Genomic DNA, 23,077 nt, shown 5'->3' on the forward strand with positions numbered 1-23,077 from the left:
GATTATGATGGTCTCGGTCATAGTACCTTGTTATAATTCAGAAATATGGTTACCAAATTGTATTAATTCTGTTCTTGAACAATCATACTATAATTGGGAATTGATTTTGATAAATGACGGCTCTAGTGATTCGACCTTGGATTTATGTAAGACCTATTCGAATCTAGATACAAGAATTAAATTTGTAGACCAAACAAACCAAGGAGTTGTTGTGGCTCGTTATAACGGTTTTCTCGCATCATCTGGAAAAATTATCCTTTTTCTTGATTCAGATGATAAGTTTAAACCACAGGCGTTTGAATTAGTAGCAAGGGTGATGGATTCAAATAATTATGACCTTCTTAGATTTGGATTTGATTATTGTGACCACAATTGGAATTCTTTACGAAGGAATTTTCCAGATATCAGTGGCACAGTAAATCAAAGAAAATTAATGCTTGAACTTGAGGATCCTTTAAAGAATTATTCCTCACCAAGCATTTGGGATAAGGCCTATACCCGTAATTTAGCTGAAAAAGTTTTCTCACTTACTAAAGATATACGTATTCGTCATTCTGAGGACATGCTTTTTTCTTTAACCGCTTTAATTTTGTCTCAAAATACATTATTTATACAAAATTCATTATATCTTTATTTACAAAGGCCTGGATCGATGATCCATTCTTTGAATAGAACTTCCATTTCAGACAAAGAATTATATATAAAATCATTAAAAAAATTAACTAATGAGCTTCCAAAAGGATTTAGAAAAAGGATGGATGATCTTGTAAATAAGGAATCAAATGAAGCAATAGTATATATTTTAGCTAATGCTTCTTTATATTCAAAAAATTATATTTATTTATGTCAACTTATTTCAAGTCTGCGGAAGTCGTTTATTTATCAAGAACATGTGTTTGGGAAAAGCTGGAGACTGAAATATATTTTTAGGGATTTACTTTTTTATATTCCATTTATATTTTCATTTCTTTTATTGACAAGGGCGTTTGTTTTAAAAAAGATTTTAAATAATTGATTATTTGATTGTTTATGGTTATTATATAATAAGATTAATAATGGTGAAAATTTCTGTAATTACTGTATGTTTCAATGCTATTTTAGATATTGAAATGACAATTCACTCAGTTATAAATCAGAGTTATAAAAATATTGAATATATTATAATTGATGGAGGATCTACAGATGGTACTCTTGAAATTATTTACAAATATAAAGGATCTATTGATGTTATAGTTACTGAGCCTGATAATGGTATATTTGACGCAATGAATAAGGGAATAAAACTTTGTACTGGAACATGGGTGAATTTTATGAATGCGGGGGATAGATTTTATAGTTTAGAAACCATAAAAGATATTTTCGAAAAAGACGAAAAATATTCTAAAATTGGTGTTATATACGGAAGTACTATTACTAGTGGATTAATTAATCGTCCTCATAGATTATCTTCATTAAAGTATGGAGGTATAATGGCTTGTCATCAGTCAATTTTTTATAATAGGGACATCTGCAAAAAAGAATTGTATTATAAAACCAAACATAAATATTATGGAGATATTGAATTAACTAGAAGGCTTTTTTTAAAAAAAGTATCTTTCCAAGAAGTTCCTATAATTATTTCTAACTATAAAGGAGAAGGTTTCTCATCTAAAGTATCAACATCGGCAAGACTTGCTAAGTTTAGTTATCTTTTTCAAAATATGGGATTCAAAGGTATTGTGTTTGGGATTTTTGGGAAATTAATATATATTCGTAAAACCAGAATTTAATAATAATTAAATTTAAGATTATCCATTATAAAAAAATTTAGTTTTTTAATTAATTTCATTATACAAATATTTACTATTAAATTATTAATTGTTTATCAATAAATTGAATAAAACATCTATAAATATCATTCTTAAAACCCTTAGTTATTTTTTAGCTTTAATTGTTATTTTGGGTTCATCTTCATTTGGAATTTCTTTCGGATCGTTCTTTTATATTAGCATTCTGTTTATATTTTCTTTTTTAATATTAATTATACAAAAAGAAATATTTATATATAATTTAAATATTTTTTTCTTAGTTATTGCATCCGTTTTAAGTTTATTATTAAATGATGTCCCATCTTATTTTTCTTCATATCAAAGATTATTATTTTTTGTAATTATATTGTTTATAATTGGTCCTTTGTGTATTTCACAAACTTTGCAAAATTTTCGACAAAGATTATTTGTGATCTTAAATAATTTTAATATTTTGTTTTGTTCATTTTCATTTCTAGGACTCATTTCAGGTTTGTATGTTGGTTTGACTACTAGAAATGGCTTGGATCGACCTGATTTTACTGGTTTTTATAATCATTCAATGATTTTAGGGCCTGCGTCAAGTATCGCTTTACTGACTTGTTTATATTATTTCTATGAATCTGGGAATAAAATAAAAAAAATATTTTTAATTATTTTAATATGTTTGTGTGCTATGTCTGCAATTACTGCTGGATCCAGGGCTGCCTTAGTTGGGTTGCTTATTGGTTTGTTATTTTTTTATTATAAAAAATATAAAGGCAGAATGACAAGATTTATTAAAACTCTTTCTTTTGTTGTATTTTTATTAATAATTTCTTTTCCTATTTGGGAGGATAATACTAAATTTTTAATGAATAAATTTAATAGAGCTGAGGATAGTAATGATCCTTTTGACTCAAGATCCGATAAATGGAACTTACGATTAACTGAATTTCAAACATCTCCAATTTTCGGTATTGGTTTTGCATCCGTTAGCGTTATTGATCAAACTAGTTTAGAAAAATTAAAAGGAATAATAGAGCCGGGATCATCATGGTTATCCGTATTGTCCATGACTGGAATTCTTGGATTTGTTCCAATTTTTATTTTTTTTACCTCTCATTTTACATTTCTTTTTCGTTTAAAGACTTCAGGTGAAAATATTGCCTCTTACCTAGGTTCTCTATTCTTGTTATTTACTTTACATATGCTTTTCGAAGGTTATATTTTTGCATCTGGGGCATTCTTATTTTTTTATTTATGGCTTTTCCTAGGAATATTAGAAGGGTACAGACGTCAAAAAAATTTATCTTAATAATTTATGAATTTATTCTTTTTATCTTCTAATTTTGTTCCCCAACATGTTAATTGGATTAGAAAGTTAATTGTTGATTATAATGTAAAAATTTATTGCATTCATATTAGCAAAAAATTTCAATACATTCCCTTAGGAATTGAATCCTTTTATCATTTTAAAAAATCTGAATTATCACGAATTGAAATGTTTAATTTAATTTTGGAAGTTAAACCTTCATTAATGTATGTAGCAGGTTACGCAGACCGTGATTTTTTATGGCTTGGGAAAAAAACTAGAAATGTTTTAAGAATACCAGTTATTTCTGGTTGTGATACACAATGGAGGGGCGAATTTAGACAATGGATCGGGTTGTTAATTTCTAAATGGATAATTCGTCCTAGTTTTAGTCATTTTATAGTTTCTGGTGTTTATCAATATGAATGGGTACGAAAACTGGGATACAAAAAAGAAAATATATTGTTTAATATGTATTCAGCAGATAATTTTCTTTTTAATTGTGTAGATATTTCTCGAAAAGAATTAAATTATCCACATAGTTTTATTTTTGTGGGAAGATTTGTTGAAGAGAAAGGTATAGGATATTTGGTTAAAGCTTGGGATTCAATTATAGATAAATGTGGATGGACTCTTACGTTAATTGGTGATGGGCCCTTAAAAGATCTTTATTCTGGAAGGAATGATATCATAATTAAAGATTATATGTCTCAAGATGTTCTTATTAAAGAAATTCAAAAATCGGGATGTTTTATTTTACCTTCTATTTTTGAGCCGTGGGCAGTAGTGATTCATGAATTTGCTTGTGCTGGCTTACCTATTATTGCCACCGAAGTTTGTGGAGCAACTCCTCATTTTGTTATAAATGGGTTTAATGGTTTATCTATAAAATCAAAAAATGTTAACTCATTAATTAAAGCTATGGAATTTATAATTAATCGGTCTGATTCTGAGTTATTTGTTATGGCTAAAAATAGTAGAAAATTGAGCAATAATATCACGCAAGAAATTTCAGCCGCAAGTTTAATGAGTGTATTATTTAAATTAAATTGAATATGGTTGTTAATCATGTCATTTCTTCTATTGATATTTCAACTGGTGGACCAGCTAGGAGTGTCACAAGTTTAATTTCAGCAATTTTAAGTAATTCTAATATTAAAATTGAACTTTTAACAAAAGAATCAAAGAATCCAATTGTAACTAATTTTAATAATCAGAAGGGAATTATTATTTTTTTTAAAAGTGTGATTTTTTGTAGCCTAAAAAATTTTAATTTATCTTCTCAATCTCCTAATATCAGTTTATACCACGGTCATGGATTATGGGAAATACCTATTTTACTAATGACTTATATTGCAATGAGGAAAGGTATTCCCTATTTGATTTCCCCAAGAGGTATGTTGGAGCCGTGGGCTTTAAAAACTGGTAGATTGAAGAAAAAACTCGCTATGTTTCTTTACCAGAAAAGTAGTTTGAAAAATGCTGCATGTTTACATGCTACTGCAAAAATGGAGGCTGATAATTTTCGGAAATTGGGTTTTACTAACCCTATAGCTATAATTCCAAACGGAATTTATATTCCCGAATTTCCATTAATTCGACCAAAATTTGAAAGAATAGAAAAGAGGAAGATACTTTTTCTTTCTCGTATTCATCCCAAAAAAGGAATTGAGTTTCTTATTAAAGCTTGGTACAGGTTGAGTTTTGATTTACGTAATGATTGGAAAGTTGAAATTGCTGGGAATGGTGAAGCTTCTTATATTGCCACTTTACAGTCGATGATTAATACTTTCGGATTATCAGATGAAATTCAATTTACTGGGCCTCAATTTGGGGAGAACAAATTTGCAGCCTTTCATAATGCTGACTTATTTGTTTTGCCTACTTTTAGCGAGAATTTTGGAATTGTGGTAACGGAAGCCTTGGCCTGTGGAGTTCCTGTTATCACAACTAAAGGAACTCCTTGGGAAGAATTAAATACCTATAATGCCGGTTGGTGGATAGATATCGGTGTTCAACCTTTAGTTGAAGCTTTGAAGGATGCAATGAAACTTTCGGATGAGGAAAGAAGGGCTATGGGTAAAAATGGCAGGAAGCTAGTAGAAGAAAATTATAGTATTGAAGCCGTAGCCAAACAAATGATTGAATTATATCAATGGATTCTTGGGCAAGGAGAAAAGCCAAAATTTATTTTTGATTGATGAGTTTAGATATTCAGAAAAATAGAAATGTTAAAAAATATTCTTTTCAGGAACAGGTTCTAAGAGTTTTTTGGATTTTAGGCAAATTAGCCTTTCGCTTATCTCCTCGTTTTCTTTTTGGTTATAGGAGGTTTATTCTTAGGCTTTTTGGTGCTAAGGTCGGAAATCAAGTGAATATTTATGCTTCAGCTACTATCTACTTTCCTTGGAATTTAAAGATTGGAGATTTTAGTGCAATCGGTGAAAATGCTCTGATTTACAATTTAGGTCCTGTTGAAATTGGAAAAAATGTTACTATTTCTCATCTGGCTCAAATTTGTGCTGGAACCCATGAATATTCAGATCCCACCATGCCTTTAATTAAACCAAAAATAATGATAGAAGATAATGTTTGGGTTTGTACACAAGCATTTATAGGTCCGGGAGTTAAAGTAGCTGAGGGATCAGTGATAGGGGCTTGTGCTGTTTTAACGAAAGATTCTGAAGCATATAAAGTTTATGCAGGTAATCCGGCGAAGTTGATTAAGGATCGTGTAATAAATAGATGAATATTCCCGTAACAGTAATAGTTTCTGTAAAAAATGAAGAAAAAAACCTTCCTTCATGTTTGACTCAATTATCGGAGTTTGATGAAGTCTTTATCATTGATTCTGGTAGTACTGATAGGACACCAGAAATTGTTAAAGACTTTGGATATACATTGGTTAATTTTGAATGGAATGGAAAATTCCCTAAAAAGAGGAATTGGGCTTTAAGGAATTTATCCTTTCGTAATGATTGGATTCTATTTTTAGATGCTGATGAACAAGTGACCTCTGAATTTATAAAGGAAGTTTCTTTAAAAATATTAAGTACTGATGATGTTGGCTTTTTAATTTCCTACCATAATTTTTTCATGGGAAAGAAACTTCGGTTTGGAGATAAAATGACGAAACTTTCCTTGTTTCGAAAAGGGGCCGGTGAATACGAACAAATCGAGGAGGACTCATGGTCATATTTGGATATGGAAGTTCATGAGCATCCAATATTGAAGGGTAAAATTGGAGTGCTTAAATCCCCCCTTATTCATAATGATTATAAAGGTTTAGAAAAGTATATCGAAAGGCATAATGCTTATTCAACTTGGGAAGCAAAGCGCTATCTTCAGTTAAAAAGAGATAGAAAAGTAAATCTTACTTTTCGTCAGAAATTGAAATATGGACTTCTCGAAACCGGTTTTCTTCCCTATTTCTATTTTATCGGGGCCTATTTTTTTAAGCTTGGATTTCTCGATGGGATAGAAGGTTATTATCTGGCTCAATACAAAAAACAGTACTTTTTTCAAATCCAGACTAAATTAAAAGAATTCAAAAGCTGAAAGTTTCTATCATTACAGTTACCTATAATTCAGCAGCTACCCTAGCGGATACCATCAGAAGTGTAGGCATGCAGGATTATCCCGATATCGAGTACCTAGTTATTGATGGAAATTCCAAAGATGGTACTCAGAATGTTATTCGCTGTTTCAACGCGGAAGTGTCTCGTTGGATATCTGAATCAGACAAAGGTCTCTATGATGCAATGAATAAAGGTATCAAGATGGCGACAGGTGATATTGTTGGAATTATAAATTCGGATGATTTTTATCACCGTAAAGATTCCATTTCCCAAGTAGTTAAAGCTTTTCAAGAATTTAAAACTGACTGTGTTTACTCTGATGTTCGATTTGTAAATCCATCGAATTTAGAGAAAACAGTTCGTTATTATCGGTCAGGTAGATTTTCTCCAGAAAAATTCAAAAGAGGATTGATGCCTGCTCATCCTACATTTTTTACTTACCGAGAGAACTTTATCAAGTATGGATTTTACAAAATTGATTATAAAATTGCTGCTGATTTTGAATTATTGGTGCGATTTCTTCATAAGCATAGACTGAGTTACTATTATCTTCCCATTGATTTGATGAAAATGCGTACGGGAGGGTTGAGTACAAGATCCTGGAAAAGTAATTTCATTATCAATCAGGAAGATTATAGGGCTTGCCTAGAGAATGGATTGAAAACAAATTATTTTTGGTTGTATTCTCGATATTTTAAAAAAATCTTGGAATTTATACCTGGACTATTTTGAGAGTTTTATTTCTAATTTTTTTCTTTTTTGGTTTTCATAGTTTGGTCGCTCAGGTGATTCCTTCCGGATTTCCTGTTCTGGAGGAGAGAATTCGACTTGAGCAACTAAAGACAGATTCTATCACTGATTCTTTTTTCTTAAGACCTTTATCTATTGAACACATTAAAAGGCTATCAGAAAGTCAAATAATTTTAGATTCAAATAGAAATCATAAAATCACTTTTTTACCCACTTTAGCCTCATTTAGGCTCACTTCAAAAAGATCCTATGGTTATGGGGATTATGGGTTGATTCCTACACCTGGTATACAAGGCTTTATTTCTGCCGGTTTGCATTATCAGTGGAAAGAGCTTGGAATTACTTTCTATCCTGATTTGGTATCGGCTCAAAATTCATCCTATCAAGGATTTGGAGGAACTGGCAATATCAATATAGACAGGGCTCGATTTGGTTATTGGAATATTGGAGATAATCCGGAGCGATATGGTCAAGGAAATTATTCAAGATTAAGCCTAGGCCAATCAAAAATTTCTTATGGTTTTAAGTCCTTCGAAATTTCATTAGCCAATCAAAATCTTTGGTGGGGACCAGGGCAATTCAATTCTTTGACTTTTTCTAATAGTGCTCCTGGATTCCCAATGATTTCTTTTGGTACGAGGAAACCTGCCAAAACATTTCTAGGGAATTTTGAGGTTCAAATGTTTTCTGGAGTTTTAAATTCCACAAGGCATCCACCAACACAATCTGATTCCTTGAATAATTTATACTTTCGACCCACAAGAGAAAAGGATCGGTATGTTAATGGGTTAACAGTTTCTTATAATCCAAAGTGGGTAAAAGGACTCTATTTTGGGGCGACTAGAACCGTTCAAACCTTTACAGACTCTATTGGAACTGGATTTATTGACATCCTACCAGTTTTTTGGGGGGTAACAAAAATTTCTGTTGGGTCTGATTTAATTGGTGAATCGGATAAAGGGCGGAGTCAGCAAATCACTATTTTTGGAAGGTATGTACATCGTCCATCACGATCAGAAATTTATTTTGAATTAGGAAGACGAGATCATGCCTACAATTGGAGGGATTATATCTTAAGTCCGGAGCATGCAAGAGCATACATATTTGGATTTAATAAATTATTGAAGATTGGTAATTCAGAATCTGACTTTCTCTTAAGAGCAGAAATAACTCACCAACAAGAATCTGTAAATCGGTATATGAGATATTTAGGATTGGGTGGAGGCGCTTCTTGGCATACGAATGGCTCTATCGGTGGAATTACCCATCATGGACAACCTACAGGAGTGGGGGTTGGTACTGGATCAAATATTCAGACTATCGAATTTAGTAAACTTGATGGATTAAATAAGGTTGGTTTATTCTTTGAGCGATTGGATAATAATATTGATTTTTATTACAAAGTTCAATATCAATATACCGAACGCAAACCCTGGATCGACCTCTCCCTCGGCTTCCTCTACGATAAGCAATTCAATAACCTCCTCCTCAGCTCCAAACTCCAGCTGATCCACGCCCGGAACTACCAATGGCAGCTTGACCCCGCCAGTACGCCTGAATTCCCAAAAGGGGAGAACCTCACCAGTGTGATGGCTCAGGTATCGGCGATTTATTTTTGGAAGAGGTAACCACAAAGGACATTAAGAGATTATTAAACCACTAAGGGCACAAAGGCAATTTGAACCACTAAGGACACAAAGGGAATTTGAACCACTAAGGACACAAAGGGAATTTGAACCACTAAGGACACCAAGGGCACGAAGAAAATTTTAAAAAGCTTTGCGTTCGTTGTGCGCTTTGTGGTTTTCTTTTTTTAATCTTATTTGTGTTCGTTGTGGTTTTAAATTTCACCACTAAGGATTATTTACCACGAAGGACACCAAGGGCACAAAGGGAATTTGAACCACTAAGCACACCAAGGGCACGAAGAAAATTTTAAAAAGCTTTGTGAACTTTGTGCGCTTTGTGGTTTTCTTTTTTGTGGTTTTATTTTGAAATTGAGTTGAGTTATAAATTTTTAGAGTATGGATTCACTTACAGAATTGAATTACAAGAAACTTTTAGATGCTTGTTTCAAAGTTCACAAGGCATTAGGTCCGGGTTTGTTGGAGAGTTCCTATGAGCTATGCCTGGCCTATGAACTCCAAAAATCAGGTTTGCAGGTAGCTACTCAAGTCCCTACAAATCACAAATGGACTGACTTTGAATCGAATTCAATGTCTTTCTTCCATAGAGAATGATTTTTTATATATTTGTTCATTGGTAAAAAACGATTTACGATGGAATCTGATTTGATCAAACAGCTTCTTCTGGACCAAAAAGAAACCTTCAATCGAAAAAAGTCTTTAATTGAACGGGATCTTGACTTGACCCCCTTTCTTAAGACCCGGCAAGTGGTGGTCATTACTGGTGTCAGACGCTGTGGAAAGTCTGTTTTATTGTTCTTGATCAAACAAAAACTGGAATTGACAGAAGAGCATTATTGCTATGTCAATTTTGATGATGAACGATTGATTCCTGAAACTGCGATACTTGAGCAGATTTATCTCGCTCATATCGAACTTTACAAAATAGAACCTGTTTTTTTCTTTGATGAAATACAAAATGTGCCCAATTGGGAAAAATTTGTAAATCGAGTTCATGAAAAAGGCCTCAAAGTCTATGTAACAGGTTCGAATGCAAATCTTTTAAGTTCCGAAATAGCTACTAGCCTCACGGGAAGGAATAAAACCATCACCTTGTTTCCTTTTTCTTTTACAGAATACATGAGGTTCAAAGAAAAGTCTTCTGATTTTTCTCGAATGACTTCAACCCAAATTAGCCTTATTCAAAGTGAATTTCAAGAGTATATGAAATTGGGAGGATTTCCTTTAGTGGTTGAGGAAAATGACCTCGAACTGGTTAACCATTACTTTCAGGATATTTTGTATCGGGATATTATAGCCCGGTATAGAATCTCCCAAGTTAATGAATTGAAACATATCGCAATTTACCTCGCCTCCAATACTGGAAAGTTGTTTTCTTTTTCCACCCTTCAAGCTGTTTCAGGAGTGAAAAGCACCAATTCTGTGAAAAGCTATCTGGATTATCTTGAGCAATCGTATTTGTTTTTTTACTTGAAAAAATTCGATTACTCTTTAAAAAAACAGATCTTGAATTCAAGAAAAGTATATGTCATCGATCCGGCTTTTTGTAACCGACTTGGATTTCATTTTTCAGAAAATAAAGGAAGGATACTGGAAACGATAATTTTTCTTCAACTCCTTCGGTTGAAGCAAGAGGCTTTTTACTACAGTGGGAAAAAGGAATGCGATTTTATCGTTCAGAAGGGATTGAATGTTACCCAAGCAATTCAGGTGGTTTATGAGCTAAATGATATCAATGTAAGAAGAGAAGTAGAAGGCCTCATGGAAGCTCTGACAACTTATGGCCTTGAAAAGGGAGTCCTAATCACAGCTGACAATCAGTTGAAAAGCGGAGTCATTCCAGATCAAATTGAAGTAATCCTTGCCTGGAAATGGTTAATAATCAATTCCTTTTCATAAAGTTCATTTCCTGCACACGACCAACACATATAAAATAAACCCTGGATCGACCTTTCCCTTGGTTTCCTCTATGATAAGCAATTCAATAACCTCCTCCTTAGCTCCAAGCTCCAGCTGATCCACGCCCGGAACTACCAATGGCAACTCGACCCGGCCAGTACCTCGGATTTCCCGAAAGGGGAGAACCTCACCAGTGGGATGGCGCAGGTATCAGCGATTTATTTTTGGAAGAGGTAACCACAAAGGACATTAAGAGATTATTAAACCACTAAGGACACAAAGGGATTTTGAACCACTAAGGACACCAAGGGATTTTGAACCACTAAGGACACCAAGGGATTTTGAACCACTAAGGACACAAAGGGCACGAAGAAATTTTTAAAAAGCTTTGTGTTCGTTGTGCGCTTCCCAGATTCAAGTAATTAATGCAACACTTCACCGGTTTGTCACTTCCAAAAAATGTCCAGTCCTTCCACATATTGACCCGTTTGATGGAGTCAACCCACAGACTGTACCGTATCTTACCTGTCTAAAATTTGATCGTTCTTATCATTTCGAAGAATCTTAACTTCAAAGGCTATAAAAAATTCAATATTTAAGCTGATTTTTCTTCCTGATTTTTAAGTTTTCCCGTTTTGTTTCAGAATTTTTCACGTTATTTGCCATTGAAAATTTGGAGAAATTCTAAGTATAAAAAAAAATCTTTCTCTTTAAAAAAATATCAAACCCAAAAAAATGCACTTTAAAATCAAGAATTTTTTTTTCAAATTAAAATTGTCTTGATTTTGCATTTTTCAAAGAGGTGGGGTGTAAATTATTTTATTGTTAAAAAGTAGGTATAGTAATTGCTGAATTTTAAATTCACGTTCCTATTTACTTTTAAACCAGTCTATTATGTACTATATTTTAGCTGCTATCACATCTTTTTCTATTGGCTTTCTTTTAACTCCAATAATCATCTCAATACTTAGAAAGGCGAAAATCGGCGATGCTCCCGGAGGTAGGAAAATCCATAAGAATTTCACCCCTTCCATGGGAGGGATTGGTTTTGTGGTAGCCACCTTTATTACCTTGGCTATTTGGGGCTGGCAATTTCCCCTTCCTGATATCCGATTTTTGTTGGGGGCCATTGGGCTGATGTTTATCGTAGGTCTTCGTGACGATATGGTCGAATTGAAAGCCAATCATAAACTTGCCGGACAGCTGGTAGCAGTTTTGATTGTGGTGATAGCCGGTGATATCCGGATCAAAGAGTTTCATGGATTTCTGGGTATTCAGGAACTTCCTCTTTTATTCAGTTATGCATTCACCTCATTTGTTTTGTTGGCTTTAACCAACGCCTTTAATCTTATCGATGGCTTGGATGGACTTGCAGGTACAATTGCCTCTATTTCACTTAGCTTTTTGGGTGTATGGTTTTACATTCAGGGATTGGAAAGTTATGCCGTATTGAGTTTATCCCTGCTGGGTGGCGTATTAGCTTTTATGGCCTTCAACTGGCATCCTGCCAAAATATTCATGGGCGACACGGGTTCATTGACTTTAGGTTTTGCCATGGGGAGTCTGGTGGTAGCCTTTATGGAAAACAACGCGGCACTTCCTGCTGATGCTTTTCTTCGGTTGGAACCTTCATTTACAGCCGGCATTGTGTTGATGATCTATCCGCTTTATGATATGGCGAGAGTTTTTACCCGTAGGATCTCTCAAGGAAAGCACCCCATGACAGCAGATAAAAGCCATGTTCATCACTTTCTGATGCGGATGGGGCTTAAACACAATGAAGTAGCTTTGACTTTAGGACTTTTACAATTATGCCTTATAAGCTTAGTATTTATTTCCGGTGATTTTTCCGACAATGTTGTTCTCCCTTTACTTTCGGCAGTGGTATTGTTTTTAGGATATCGATTGGATAACGTTACGGTCAAATATGTTAAAAAGAATGTTTTAAAATCCCCAAAGATACTGGAAATGAGGAATTTAGATTCGATACAAAAATCCAAGATTAAGGTGGAAAGAGAAATCGTGGATTCAGGAAAAATGAACCTTAATTAAAATTTCAATCGTGTTGATTACCTAATTTAAGCCCTTTTGGGCTTTTTTTATTTGGTGTCGAGCCATAATTGGTTTGCTTTTTGTATTTAAAGTATTAAGTTTATCCAGTTCTATAAATCTATTTCACCCGAATGCCGTATAAACTTCCCCTTTCGTCCCCTATCTTCGATGGTAATGAAAGTTTATATATGCAACAAGCACTTAGTTCTGGACAACTGGCAACTAACGGGGAATTTATCTCCAAATTCGAAAATAAACTTTCAAAGAAAATTAAGCAACATCAGGCTGTTGCTTTAAACTCAGGTACTTCTTCCCTGCACTTAGGATTGGTATTATTGGGTGTAGGTCCGGGGGATGAGGTGATCTGTCAGTCCTTTACGTTTTGTGCCTCAGCCAATCCAATTGTCTATCTGGGAGGCACCCCGATTTTTGTGGATAGTGAGGAGGACACTTGGAATATTTCTCCCGAACTTCTCGAAGATGCGATCATGAGTAGGATTGCTTTGGGTAAAAAGCCAAAGGCAATCGTGGTCGTTCATTTGTTTGGCATGCCAGCCAAAATGAAGGAGATTATGGAAATAGCCGGAAGATATACTATTCCGGTCTTAGAGGACGCAGCCGAAGCCGTTGGGAGTACCTATAAGGGACATTCCTGTGGGACGTTTGGAAAAGTCGGCGTATTCTCTTTCAACGGAAATAAAATTATAACTTCCGGCGGAGGAGGTGCTTTGATTTCGGATGAGGTCAGCATAATCGAAAGAGCCAAATACCTATCCACGCAGGCCAGGGAAGATCTGCCTTACTATCAGCACTTAGAAATCGGATATAATTATCGAATGAATAATATGGCTGCGGCTATAGGCTTGGCGCAGCTTGAAAAATTGGATGGTTTGATTTCTAAGCGGAGATTGATAAATCATCGGTATAGATTGCTTTTCGAGGGTTTTCAAGGGGTAAGTTTTCAAACCGAAACGGAGGAATCCCAATCCAATTACTGGTTGACCACAATCCTTATCGACAAGCCTCAAACCGGCTTTTCCAATGACAAACTTAGGATTGCCCTGTTTAAAAACGGAATTGAAACCCGGTTTTTATGGAAGCCGCTACACCTTCAACCCGCCTACCGAAGCGTACCCTTCTACGGTGGGCACATAGCTGAAAAAATGTTTTTAAAAGGGCTTTGCCTTCCCAGTTCTGCAAATATGACCTTCGAGGATCAAAAGAAGGTATTTGGGGTTTTTGAAAAAGAGCTTAGTAAAATATCCTGATGTGAATTACCCTGATTTTTGGAAGAGGGTTGTCGATGTTGTTCTTGCTTTCTTCATGCTTCTTGTGCTTTTCCCGGTTTTCTTGGCCTTGTTTCTTGGTATTTCAATTTACCTTGGTGGATCTCCATTCTTTTTTCAGAATCGACCGGGAAAAGGAGCCAAAGCATTTCGGATTATTAAATTCAAAACAATGCTGGACATCCGTGGTCAATCCGGTGAGTTACTTCCCGACGAAAAAAGGATAACCACCTTGGGTAAAATCATCCGAAAAATGTCTCTTGATGAAATACCACAATTGATCAATGTCCTGAAAGGGGATATGAGTTTGGTTGGACCCCGTCCACTGTTGACTGAATATCTGCCCCTGTATGACCCTGTCCAAGCCAAGCGACATCAGGTCAGGCCCGGCGTGACGGGTTGGGCACAGATAAATGGTCGTAATGCGATCAGTTGGCAACAGAAGTTTGAATACGATGTCTGGTATGTGGACCACCTTTCGTTTGCACTTGATCTAAAAATACTTTTTCAAACACTTTGGAATGTGATCAGAGGAAAGGGAGTAAGTCAGCAAGGACACGTGACAGTCGGGAAATTTATTGGAAATCAAAAGCCAAGAGATGTTACCAAGGCTTGATTTGGGAGGGATTTAATCACACTTTTTTTTCAGGTCCTGTTCCTTATGGACAACTTTTCGAAAACTCATTTTTCGGCATGATTATCCGCTTCTTTGCCAGGAACCCAGCTCATTATTGGAAATGGAGCCAAATTCTAATTTGAAGGCACTCTCCGGTATTCTGTCTTTCGTGCTGCGCGCAGTCGAAGGATCCAGCCCCTATCCCATGGCAATTTCGTTTATCGGCCGAATAGCGCATATCCGTATTTTTCTTTACAGCTGAAATCCGAAGAGTCTAACAAGTACGTATTTTTAAATGCAAGATTTCCGATTCGGAAGAATAAAAGGATTATACAAATCTTCAAAAAGCAATTATTATCCTACAAAAAATTCTAAATTGTAGAAAATGAAAAAATCTCCGTATTTTGCGAGTAGATTGTGAATAAATAGTGCGAATAATAGATTTTGACTATTTGAAAATAACTCTACTATGAATTTTTTAACAAGGCTTAAAATCCTTCCTCGATGGATTATTGCTGCTCTGGACTCGATAATACTCTTCCAATGTGCGCTGTTTGGATACTTGGTCAGGTTCAACTTTGAACTCGATTTAATCGAACAAAATGATGCATTTGCCGGAAGTTTCATCTTTATGGTTGGAGGACTTTTGGTTATGCAAAATACCCGAAGCTATGAAGGCATCGTTCGACATACGGGTTTCCATGACGGTTCCAATATTTTCAAAACCGTCCTGATTACCTTTATCCTATTCCTTTTCCTTAATTTTTTCCATGGTAATTTTCTGAATGACAGGTTTTTACTTCCTACTTCAGTTTTAATTATTGCAAGTTTATCGTCGATGTTTTTGTTGATCTTTTACCGATTATTGGTAAAAGAAATCTTCGTTTATCTCAAAGGCGGTTTTTCTCAAAAAGATCTTCGTCATGGAGTGATTTTTGGAGCAGGCGAAGCAGGCATTATTGCTCAGGAAGCTATTAAGAATGACAGCAAAAGCCAGATTAACATCGTTGCCTTTTTGGATGATGACTCCAAAAAGGAAGGAAAAAACATTGACGGAAAGCGGATTTACAAAGGTTTGGGTGATCTCGAAAAACTGGTTATGCAGTTTGGGGTCACTGAATTGATTATAGCAATCCGGGATCTCTCAGTTCATCGAAAGAATGAAATCATCGATGAATGCCTCAGATTAAACGTATCGGTGTCAATGGTTCCTCCTGTTGACCAATGGATAAATGGGGGACTTACCGTAGGTGCCATCCGGGAAATTAAGATTGAGGATCTTCTAAGCCGGGAGGAGATTATTCTCGACAATCCAAGAATCGAAGAAGATCTGAAAGGTAAAATCGTATTGGTTTCCGGCGCAGCCGGTTCGATAGGATCTGAGCTTTGCAGGCAGATTTCTCACTATCATCCAAAGCTGATCATCATGTTGGATATTGCTGAGTCACCACTTTACGATATCGAACAGGAATTTCGGGAACAACATCCGGGATGTCCCATTAAGGTTATCCTGGGAGATGTGAAGAATAAAAAGAAGATGAAGGAAGTCTTCAAAGAATCCAAACCTCAGGTGGTTTTTCATGCTGCTGCTTACAAGCACGTACCCATGATGGAAAAATATCCCGAAGAGGCCATTCATGCTAATGTAATAGGTACTAAAATCCTGGCTGATCTGTCAGTGCTAGCTCAGGTTGAAAAGTTTGTATTTGTCTCCACCGATAAGGCTGTGAACCCTACCAACGTGATGGGAGCCACCAAAAGGGCAGCAGAAATGTATGTGCAGGCCCTTAATGAGTATTTGGAGGTAAATCATAAAAAATACCATACCCGATTTATTACAACCAGATTTGGAAATGTGTTGGGTTCAAATGGCTCAGTAATTCCGCTGTTCAAAAAGCAAATCATGAATGGGGGACCCATTTCCGTGACCCATCCGGAGATTACCCGATATTTTATGACCATACCTGAGGCTTGTCAACTGGTATTGGAAGCAGGCGTAATGGGAGAAGGAGGGGAGATCTTCGTTTTTGACATGGGTGAACCGATCAAAATTTTGGATTTGGCTAAGAAGATGATTCAACTTTCGGGGAAGAAAGTGGATACGGATATCAAAATCCAGTTTACCGGATTACGAGAAGGTGAAAAGCTCTATGAAGAATTGCTCAATGATTTTGAGACAGTGAAGATTACACACCATCCGAAAATTAAAATCGCTCATGTTCAGACGTCCTCCTACCACAGAATTGATGGACAGATCGAATTTTTCCATGAATTACTGGGGAAAAATAACGAAACTGATCTGGTGAGACATTTGAAAGCCCTGGTGCCTGAGTACATTTCCAATTCCTCCAGATTCGAGGTTTTGGATCGGATGAATTAAAAAAAGTACTAAGTACTAAGTACCAAGTATGTTCTTTCAAAAGAAGCCGCTTTCGAAGAGCGGTTTTGTATTTCTATTCGAGTTTATTTTTTTATTTAGGTCTGCATAATTGCACACTGCCAAGCAAAGTATGGATAGGGAAACTATTTAAGTAGCTGTGGTCCGATAGCTATCGGACAGTGGACTGTCGTCCGTGGACAAGTATCTGCATCATTTTCGCATGACTTGATACTACCGTCTAGATACTTGATACTTGATACTACCATCTTGATACTTCTCCTTACCTTTGTGGTGATTTAAGGATAAATACCTTACCATGAAGAAGACTTTCACGCTACAGCTAAGCCCTGAAGAGGCTTATGATTCACAACTTTTTAAGGAAACTGTCTTAAAGAAAGCCGGATTATCTCCGCATCTCGAAGCAGCATTCGCCCGACAAACCCGGAGATCCATCGATGCTCGTGGACGCAAAGTGATCATCAATGTGGAGGCGGAGTTATTTTTGAATGAAAAGCCCGGTTCCTTGCTGGATCATTTTCCGGCGTATCAACAAGTTCATCAAGCCGATCCAATCCTTATTGTGGGTGCAGGTCCTGCCGGCCTTTTTGCGGCATTGCGGGCAATTGAATTGGGAGTGAAGCCCATTATTATCGAGCGTGGCAAAGATGTCCGCGCCAGAAGACGTGACCTTGCCGCTATCAATAAGGAAGGAATAGTCAATCCCGATTCAAATTATTGTTTTGGTGAAGGTGGTGCCGGAACTTACTCGGATGGAAAGCTTTACACCCGATCCAAAAAGCGGGGAGACATCCGCAGAATTATGGAAATTCTCGTGGCCCATGGAGCGACTGAAGAAATTCTCGTCGATGCGCATCCTCATATCGGTACGAATAAACTTCCAATTCTTGTCGCTAAGCTCAGAGAAACCATCCTCGGATCAGGGGGAGTGATTCATTTTGAAACTCGGGTCGAAGACCTGATTTTGGAAGCTAATGAGATTATAGGTGTGGTGACTCAAAACGGCGATGTACTCAAAGGTCTCGGTGTAATTCTAGCCACAGGGCACTCTGCCAGGGATATTTTTCAATTGCTTCACCGCAGAAATGTCCTGATAGAAGCCAAGCCATTTGCCCTTGGCGTAAGAATCGAGCATAGCCAAAATCTAATTGATCGTATCCAATACCACTGTGCCCTTGATCGGGGAGAATACTTGCCTGCTTCAGCATATTCTCTGGTTCAGCAGACTGATTTTCGGGGAAAGCAAAGAGGTGTTTTCAGCTTTTGTATGTGTCCGGGTGGATTTATCGTTCCTGCGGCTACTGCACAGGGAGAGTTGGTGGTCAATGGAATGAGTCCAAGCAGGAGAGACAGTAAGTTTGCCAATTCCGGTATGGTGGTCTCTGTGGAATTGGAAGATTTGCCCGAATATCAAAAATTCGGAGCGCTTTCTGCCATGTATTTTCAGGCTGATATCGAGAAAAAAGCCTGGGAACTGGGGGGTAAAAACCAAGTCGCTCCCGCCCAACGGATGGTGGATTTTGTAAATCGTAAAGTAAGTTCTTCCCTGTTGGATACCTCTTATCAACCAGGTTTGGAATCGGTAGAGATGCGGGAGGTTTTGCCCGATTTTATCTCTGCTCGAATGGCAATGGCCTTCAAAGCTTTTGGTCAAAAAATGAAAGGGTATTTTACCAATGAGGCTCAGATCATAGGGGTGGAGAGTCGGACATCCTCACCGGTACGAATACCACGGGATCGGGAGTCTTTTGAGCATCCTCAAATCAAACGGCTATATCCCTGTGGCGAGGGTGCAGGCTATGCCGGCGGCATTGTCTCCGCCGCAATGGATGGCGAGCGCTGCGCGGAAAAATTGATTGCCTCTTATGTGAAAAGGTAAGGGGCTGCTTATTTCACGCCCAAAAGCCGAAACGGAAGCATAAAAATATTTCTGACCAAATCGAAACTCAACTCCACTGCAAACCCCAATAAGCGGAAAGGAAGCAATAATAGCCAAACAAAAGGGTAAAGAATCAAGGCTAAGGTGGCTATCGGCCAGCAAATGATAAAGAGAATTATCCAAAGAAGAAACGTGAGCATGGTCGGTTGTTTTATTATCTAGAATCAAAAGGCATTCCAAGCATAGAAATCGAGGTTCGTGAGTAGCTTTGCCATTTTTTAAAAATTAGACTGCCTTAAAATCGGACACTTTTGTTCGGACGGTCTTTAGGTTGTTTTACCCTTGATAGCAAGGCTCGGTTTTCATTTTTTTTTAACACGACAGCGATCTCGTCGCCTCCTCCCCGGTTAAATATGATCCCGCTGATAGCCGCAGAAAAAGACGCTGATTTTCGCAGATTATTTCCCACAAATCTGACAGCCGTCAGGTAGGTTTTCCCAAGAAAAAGCCACAGGCAATCAAAGATTTCCCTGATTGGCTAATAAACAAAAAGCTTTAGCTTTTCTCCGTGTTCTCCAGCGTGATTGAATTTGCTGAATGGTACGTATTTCTCATGGTGTTCAAAGAAACCCAAATCTTTTTCTTTTTTCTCTGTGGTAAAAAATCCATGAAACACAGAAATAAAGCAAATATTATTTACCTTTTAGTTTATATTCATAAATTAAGTTGCTGAATTGACCGGATTTTAATGCGCCAATTATTTTTCATTTGGATTTTTCTTGCTTCAGGTTTCAGTTTTTCGCAAACTATTACTGGCGTTGTAAAGGAAAAGGGCAGCGAACTGCCACTACCCTTTGCAAACGTATTCATCAATAATACCACTATCGGAGCAGCGACAGATGTATATGGTAAATTTATCATCACTGGAACTATTCCCGATCAGTTTGAGCTGGTTGCTTCTTTTGTGGGGTATGGCACTGTCAGCGTAATAATTAACCGTAAGGGAAAGCCGTTGATTACTCAAAATTTTGAATTGGAATTGCTGGAGGATAACCTCTCAGAGATTGAACTGAAGGCAAAGCGGGATAAGTCCTGGGAGCGAAATCTTAAAAAGTTTAAGGAGGTTTTCCTGGCTGTACCTGACGATCCCTATGGAAAAGACATTGAAATTCTGAACCCCTGGGTCTTGGACTTTTCGACAGTAAAGCCGGATAATGGGTTTAACTATACGCAAGCCACGGCGCAGATGCCATTGCAGTTGGTTAACAATGCCTTGGGCTATCAGATTGATTTTTATTTGCAGGATTTTCGGATGCTGCGCAACGCTTCACGATTTTTCGGACAGGCATTTTACAAAACTCTTGAGCCTGAGGATTCCCTGTTGGAATCAAGATGGAAAGAGGGCAGGGAGCTGAATTATCAAAATTCGGTAAGGCATTTGGCACTTTCGCTTTTGTTGAAAAACTCAGGTGCTCAGGGTTTTGAATTTTATCAGGCAAATACCGGTATACCAAAGGAGAACCGAACAAATGATTTTTACTACGAACTGAAAAAATCCATCATTCCGGTCAATCTGGAACTCATCTATACCAAGCCACTTGGGAATGGGATTTACCGGATTTTTCTTCCCGAAAGAATGGAAGTCCATCATCTGAACAAGCCTTGGCCGAATGATTATTACACCAATATTTATCATGCGATTTCATGGATTTGGGCGCCATCGGGATATTTTGACGTAGATCGAAAAGGGACATTACTTCATCCGACGCAATTGGTCCTTTCCGGATTTATAGGGAGGCAGCGTATGGCACGCTCTCTTCCGCTGGATTTTGTGCCGGATAAAAGCTTCGATGGATTATTGGAGGAATTGGATGTTTTTCAGAATCGGTACATTTCGCTCAACAACCTTCGCGAAACACCCTGGATTAGCTTGAATAAGCCATTTTACTACCCAGGCGAGAGCCTTTGGCTAGGAGGTGAGATGCTTTATCAAAACCCTGCTAGGCAGGATACACTCAGTAGAGTGCTCTATGTGGATGTTTTGAATGATCAAATGAAAGTACTTCATCATGAATCCTTTCCCATCACCAAAGGAAAAATTACAGGTGGCATTTCACTTTCAGATACCTTAAAAAAGGGAGATTACTTGCTTCGGGCGTATACTCGATGGAGTCTCAACTTTGGTGAAATGGATATTTTCCAACTCCCGTTTCCAGTTCTAAATCCCAATGAAACGATTGAACTCCGGGAAGAAACCGAAGAGGAACTGTTTGGGGATATTGTGGTAAAGCCTGACTATTCACTCTCGGATTCGGTTTTCTACCGGGTGATGGATTTGGAGTTGAATTTTCAGGACAGCTATGAAAATTCGGTAGATGCCAGCTTTTTGCTCTCGGGTTTGGAAGGATCCGTTATGGCAGAGCTGGATCCAAATTTCCGATTGGAGGATAGGTTGAATTGGCTGGATAAGCCTCTAGCGGAGGGTTTTGACAGTGAGTTGCCTTTTGATATTGAGTATGGAATCACTGTTGAAGGAAAGTTTACACCGGATAAGAAGCGGGCATCTTTAGTTTCAAAAATTACCCTGGTAAGGGGGGATTTGGAGGATTATGGTCAGGTGGATTCCGATTCTTCCGGGAGATTTTGGGCTTCGGGGCTTTATTTTTTGGACACTGCCCTGATTGCGATCGCCGCTATGGATGATAAACTCAGGCCTTACGGAAAAGTGGAGGTACTTCCATTTAGCCCGCCTTTGTTCAAAGGTTCCTTTCCCAAGGTCAGGTATCAAGTGAAAGAGATTTCCAACGAAGCTGAGTCTATGCTGGACTTTTCAGGGGATTTCATTCAGTTGGAGGAATTTGTGAAAGAGGAGGTAAAGGAAAAGGAAACGATGGCTGAACGAAATTATGGGTATGGTGAACCTTCACGACAATTAAGACAAGAGGATTTGGAGAAGTTGACATGGGAACAGATCTATGGAAAATTGTCCATAGGAGGGAAACTATTTGGAAACTATAATTATGGGGAGAAAGTAGGTTCTCCATTGATAATTTTAGATGGTAAAAATTATCCATTTCTCACGGGGCTTGAAATTGAAGAATTATTGGGGGGTTTAGAACCTTCTCAATTGGAATCAATTAAAGTGTATTCAAGCCCATCCGACAAAGCCATTTTTGGAATGGCCGGATACTCGGGTGTAATCATGATTGAGACCAAAAAGGGCTTCAGAACCGGTCCTGATTCTGATCGGAAATTCAATTCTGAAGGATTCCAGATTTTCCCCGTAAAGGGTTTTTCAAGTTTTTCTGAATTTCTCAAAAACCCTCCGCCTGACCAATACCTCAGAAAAAAGCCTACGATATATTGGGATCCTGATGCGAATACTTCAGAAGGGGTTTATAAGACCCAAGTCAAAGTGCCTTATGGCATAAATCAGCTTAGAATTCGCCTGGAAGGAAGAACACTAGATGGGGAAGCTTTCTATAAAACTCTTAAGATCGAGATTCAACTGGATCGTTTATAGATCCTTTTTCCGACACGATCAATATGTTCCATAAGGGAATCATTATGGATTTGGTGAAGAATGGCTACATCAAAAAAGTAAGGCTGATAGCTGTCGTCCAAGTCATTCCAAAAGGAGAGTTGGTCTGCCAGTTTGAGAGTCTTTCCCACCAAAACCAAATCCACATCACTTCCAGGCCGATAGTTTCCTTTGGCCCTTGAACCGTAATCAATTATTTCTTCAATAGCCGGAATTTTTTGTGCAAAGCTTCGGATTTCCTCCAATTGCTCATCCTTCAATCCCAATTCGGATGCGGTAATTTCTTGTAGGGTGCAGGACTTCATACTATTTCTTCCAATTTTGTTATCAGTTGCTTAAAAAGCGAATAAT

At 37.2% G+C, this 23,077-nt stretch carries 19 protein-coding genes and 1 pseudogene; 18 read left to right on the forward strand and 2 right to left on the reverse strand.

The genetic code is table 11. From position 1 onward, the window contains the following. The first annotated feature begins 7 nt into the window (after window positions 1-7). From C4S61_RS01900 to C4S61_RS01985, 17 genes and pseudogenes are all read left to right on the forward strand, one after another. A complete protein-coding gene (locus tag C4S61_RS01900; RefSeq protein ID WP_235009751.1) occupies window positions 8-1,015 on the forward strand; it encodes a glycosyltransferase family 2 protein in 1,008 nt (335 codons plus the stop codon). Between the two features lie 43 nt (window positions 1,016-1,058). Then, window positions 1,059-1,769 (forward strand): glycosyltransferase family 2 protein, encoded by a 711-nt coding sequence (locus C4S61_RS01905; protein ID WP_200820526.1) that lies wholly within the window; start codon window positions 1,059-1,061, stop codon window positions 1,767-1,769. Between the two features lie 103 nt (window positions 1,770-1,872). Then, window positions 1,873-3,084: an O-antigen ligase family protein gene (locus C4S61_RS01910; RefSeq protein WP_146064328.1), complete on the forward strand. Its 1,212-nt coding sequence runs from the start codon at window positions 1,873-1,875 to the stop codon at window positions 3,082-3,084. A gap of 6 nt (window positions 3,085-3,090) precedes the next feature. Continuing rightward, window positions 3,091-4,134 (forward strand): glycosyltransferase, encoded by a 1,044-nt coding sequence (locus tag C4S61_RS01915; protein ID WP_103923086.1) that lies wholly within the window; start codon window positions 3,091-3,093, stop codon window positions 4,132-4,134. Between the two features lie 2 nt (window positions 4,135-4,136). Beyond that, entirely contained in the window at window positions 4,137-5,282 is a 1,146-nt protein-coding gene (locus C4S61_RS01920; protein WP_103923087.1) for a glycosyltransferase, read from the forward strand. Next, complete coding sequence (locus C4S61_RS01925; RefSeq protein ID WP_103923088.1) at window positions 5,282-5,830, forward strand: LbetaH domain-containing protein; 549 nt, start codon at window positions 5,282-5,284, stop codon at window positions 5,828-5,830. Before C4S61_RS01920 ends, C4S61_RS01925 begins: the two co-directional genes overlap by 1 nt. Next, complete coding sequence (locus C4S61_RS01930; protein ID WP_103923089.1) at window positions 5,827-6,639, forward strand: glycosyltransferase family 2 protein; 813 nt, start codon at window positions 5,827-5,829, stop codon at window positions 6,637-6,639. Before C4S61_RS01925 ends, C4S61_RS01930 begins: the two co-directional genes overlap by 4 nt. Window positions 6,640-6,650: 11 nt before the next feature. Further along, window positions 6,651-7,391, forward strand: coding sequence for a glycosyltransferase family 2 protein (locus C4S61_RS01935; RefSeq protein ID WP_262495000.1), 741 nt, complete (start codon window positions 6,651-6,653; stop codon window positions 7,389-7,391). 53 nt (window positions 7,392-7,444) lie between these two features. Continuing rightward, window positions 7,445-8,452 (forward strand): annotated as a pseudogene (locus C4S61_RS22225) (capsule assembly Wzi family protein); the annotation flags it as partial. Window positions 8,453-8,608: 156 nt separating this feature from the next. Next, the gene (locus C4S61_RS22230) at window positions 8,609-9,037 is read left to right on the forward strand and encodes a hypothetical protein (RefSeq protein WP_235009757.1); all 429 of its coding nucleotides are present in this window, start codon (window positions 8,609-8,611) and stop codon (window positions 9,035-9,037) included. A 396-nt stretch (window positions 9,038-9,433) separates the two neighbouring features. Continuing rightward, complete coding sequence (locus tag C4S61_RS01950) at window positions 9,434-9,649, forward strand: GxxExxY protein (protein WP_103923092.1); 216 nt, start codon at window positions 9,434-9,436, stop codon at window positions 9,647-9,649. 39 nt (window positions 9,650-9,688) lie between these two features. After that, window positions 9,689-10,954, forward strand: a complete 1,266-nt coding sequence (locus tag C4S61_RS01955; protein ID WP_103923093.1) for an ATP-binding protein — start codon at window positions 9,689-9,691, stop codon at window positions 10,952-10,954. A gap of 894 nt (window positions 10,955-11,848) precedes the next feature. Then, entirely contained in the window at window positions 11,849-13,006 is a 1,158-nt protein-coding gene (locus tag C4S61_RS01965; RefSeq protein WP_103923094.1) for a glycosyltransferase family 4 protein, read from the forward strand. A 131-nt stretch (window positions 13,007-13,137) separates the two neighbouring features. After that, window positions 13,138-14,274, forward strand: coding sequence for a DegT/DnrJ/EryC1/StrS family aminotransferase (locus tag C4S61_RS01970; RefSeq protein ID WP_103923095.1), 1,137 nt, complete (start codon window positions 13,138-13,140; stop codon window positions 14,272-14,274). Between the two features lies 1 nt (window position 14,275). Continuing rightward, window positions 14,276-14,908, forward strand: a complete 633-nt coding sequence (locus tag C4S61_RS01975) for a sugar transferase (protein ID WP_103923168.1) — start codon at window positions 14,276-14,278, stop codon at window positions 14,906-14,908. Window positions 14,909-15,377: 469 nt separating this feature from the next. Next, on the forward strand, window positions 15,378-17,288 hold the full coding sequence (locus C4S61_RS01980; RefSeq protein ID WP_103923096.1) for a polysaccharide biosynthesis protein: 1,911 nt from the start codon (window positions 15,378-15,380) through the stop codon (window positions 17,286-17,288). Between the two features lie 316 nt (window positions 17,289-17,604). Further along, a complete protein-coding gene (locus C4S61_RS01985) occupies window positions 17,605-19,185 on the forward strand; it encodes an NAD(P)/FAD-dependent oxidoreductase (RefSeq protein WP_103923097.1) in 1,581 nt (526 codons plus the stop codon). 8 nt (window positions 19,186-19,193) lie between these two features. On the opposite strand, the gene C4S61_RS01990 is transcribed toward C4S61_RS01985, so the two are convergent. Beyond that, on the reverse strand, window positions 19,194-19,385 hold the full coding sequence (locus C4S61_RS01990) for a hypothetical protein (RefSeq protein ID WP_103923098.1): 192 nt from the start codon (window positions 19,383-19,385) through the stop codon (window positions 19,194-19,196). A gap of 548 nt (window positions 19,386-19,933) precedes the next feature. Between C4S61_RS01990 and C4S61_RS01995 the strand changes: the two genes are divergently transcribed. Further along, window positions 19,934-22,708, forward strand: a complete 2,775-nt coding sequence (locus C4S61_RS01995) for a carboxypeptidase-like regulatory domain-containing protein (protein WP_103923099.1) — start codon at window positions 19,934-19,936, stop codon at window positions 22,706-22,708. Here the strand turns inward: C4S61_RS01995 and C4S61_RS02000 are convergent. Further along, on the reverse strand, window positions 22,690-23,031 hold the full coding sequence (locus C4S61_RS02000; protein WP_103923100.1) for a nucleotidyltransferase domain-containing protein: 342 nt from the start codon (window positions 23,029-23,031) through the stop codon (window positions 22,690-22,692). The two genes, C4S61_RS01995 and C4S61_RS02000, sit on opposite strands and share 19 nt — an antisense overlap. Window positions 23,032-23,077 lie beyond the last annotated feature (46 nt).

This window comes from Algoriphagus boritolerans DSM 17298 = JCM 18970, assembly GCF_900108085.1.
Lineage (GTDB): Bacteria > Bacteroidota > Bacteroidia > Cytophagales > Cyclobacteriaceae > Algoriphagus > Algoriphagus boritolerans.

Bases quoted from the DNA above. Each gene is read 5' to 3' on its own strand.
- C4S61_RS01970 (WP_103923095.1), top strand. From the start codon at position 13,138: ATGCCGTATAAACTTCCCCTTTCGTCCCCTATCTTCGATGGTAATGAA.
- C4S61_RS01955 (WP_103923093.1), top strand. From the start codon at position 9,689: ATGGAATCTGATTTGATCAAACAGCTTCTTCTGGACCAAAAAGAAACC.
- C4S61_RS01900 (WP_235009751.1), top strand. From the start codon at position 8: ATGGTCTCGGTCATAGTACCTTGTTATAATTCAGAAATATGGTTACCA.
- C4S61_RS01980 (WP_103923096.1), top strand. From the start codon at position 15,378: ATGAATTTTTTAACAAGGCTTAAAATCCTTCCTCGATGGATTATTGCT.
- C4S61_RS02000 (WP_103923100.1), bottom strand. From the start codon at position 23,031: ATGAAGTCCTGCACCCTACAAGAAATTACCGCATCCGAATTGGGATTG.
- C4S61_RS01985 (WP_103923097.1), top strand. From the start codon at position 17,605: ATGAAGAAGACTTTCACGCTACAGCTAAGCCCTGAAGAGGCTTATGAT.
- C4S61_RS01950 (WP_103923092.1), top strand. From the start codon at position 9,434: ATGGATTCACTTACAGAATTGAATTACAAGAAACTTTTAGATGCTTGT.
- C4S61_RS22230 (WP_235009757.1), top strand. From the start codon at position 8,609: ATGAGATATTTAGGATTGGGTGGAGGCGCTTCTTGGCATACGAATGGC.
- C4S61_RS01915 (WP_103923086.1), top strand. From the start codon at position 3,091: ATGAATTTATTCTTTTTATCTTCTAATTTTGTTCCCCAACATGTTAAT.
- C4S61_RS01920 (WP_103923087.1), top strand. From the start codon at position 4,137: ATGGTTGTTAATCATGTCATTTCTTCTATTGATATTTCAACTGGTGGA.
- C4S61_RS01965 (WP_103923094.1), top strand. From the start codon at position 11,849: ATGTACTATATTTTAGCTGCTATCACATCTTTTTCTATTGGCTTTCTT.
- C4S61_RS01930 (WP_103923089.1), top strand. From the start codon at position 5,827: ATGAATATTCCCGTAACAGTAATAGTTTCTGTAAAAAATGAAGAAAAA.
- C4S61_RS01990 (WP_103923098.1), bottom strand. From the start codon at position 19,385: ATGCTCACGTTTCTTCTTTGGATAATTCTCTTTATCATTTGCTGGCCG.
- C4S61_RS01925 (WP_103923088.1), top strand. From the start codon at position 5,282: ATGAGTTTAGATATTCAGAAAAATAGAAATGTTAAAAAATATTCTTTT.
- C4S61_RS01995 (WP_103923099.1), top strand. From the start codon at position 19,934: ATGCGCCAATTATTTTTCATTTGGATTTTTCTTGCTTCAGGTTTCAGT.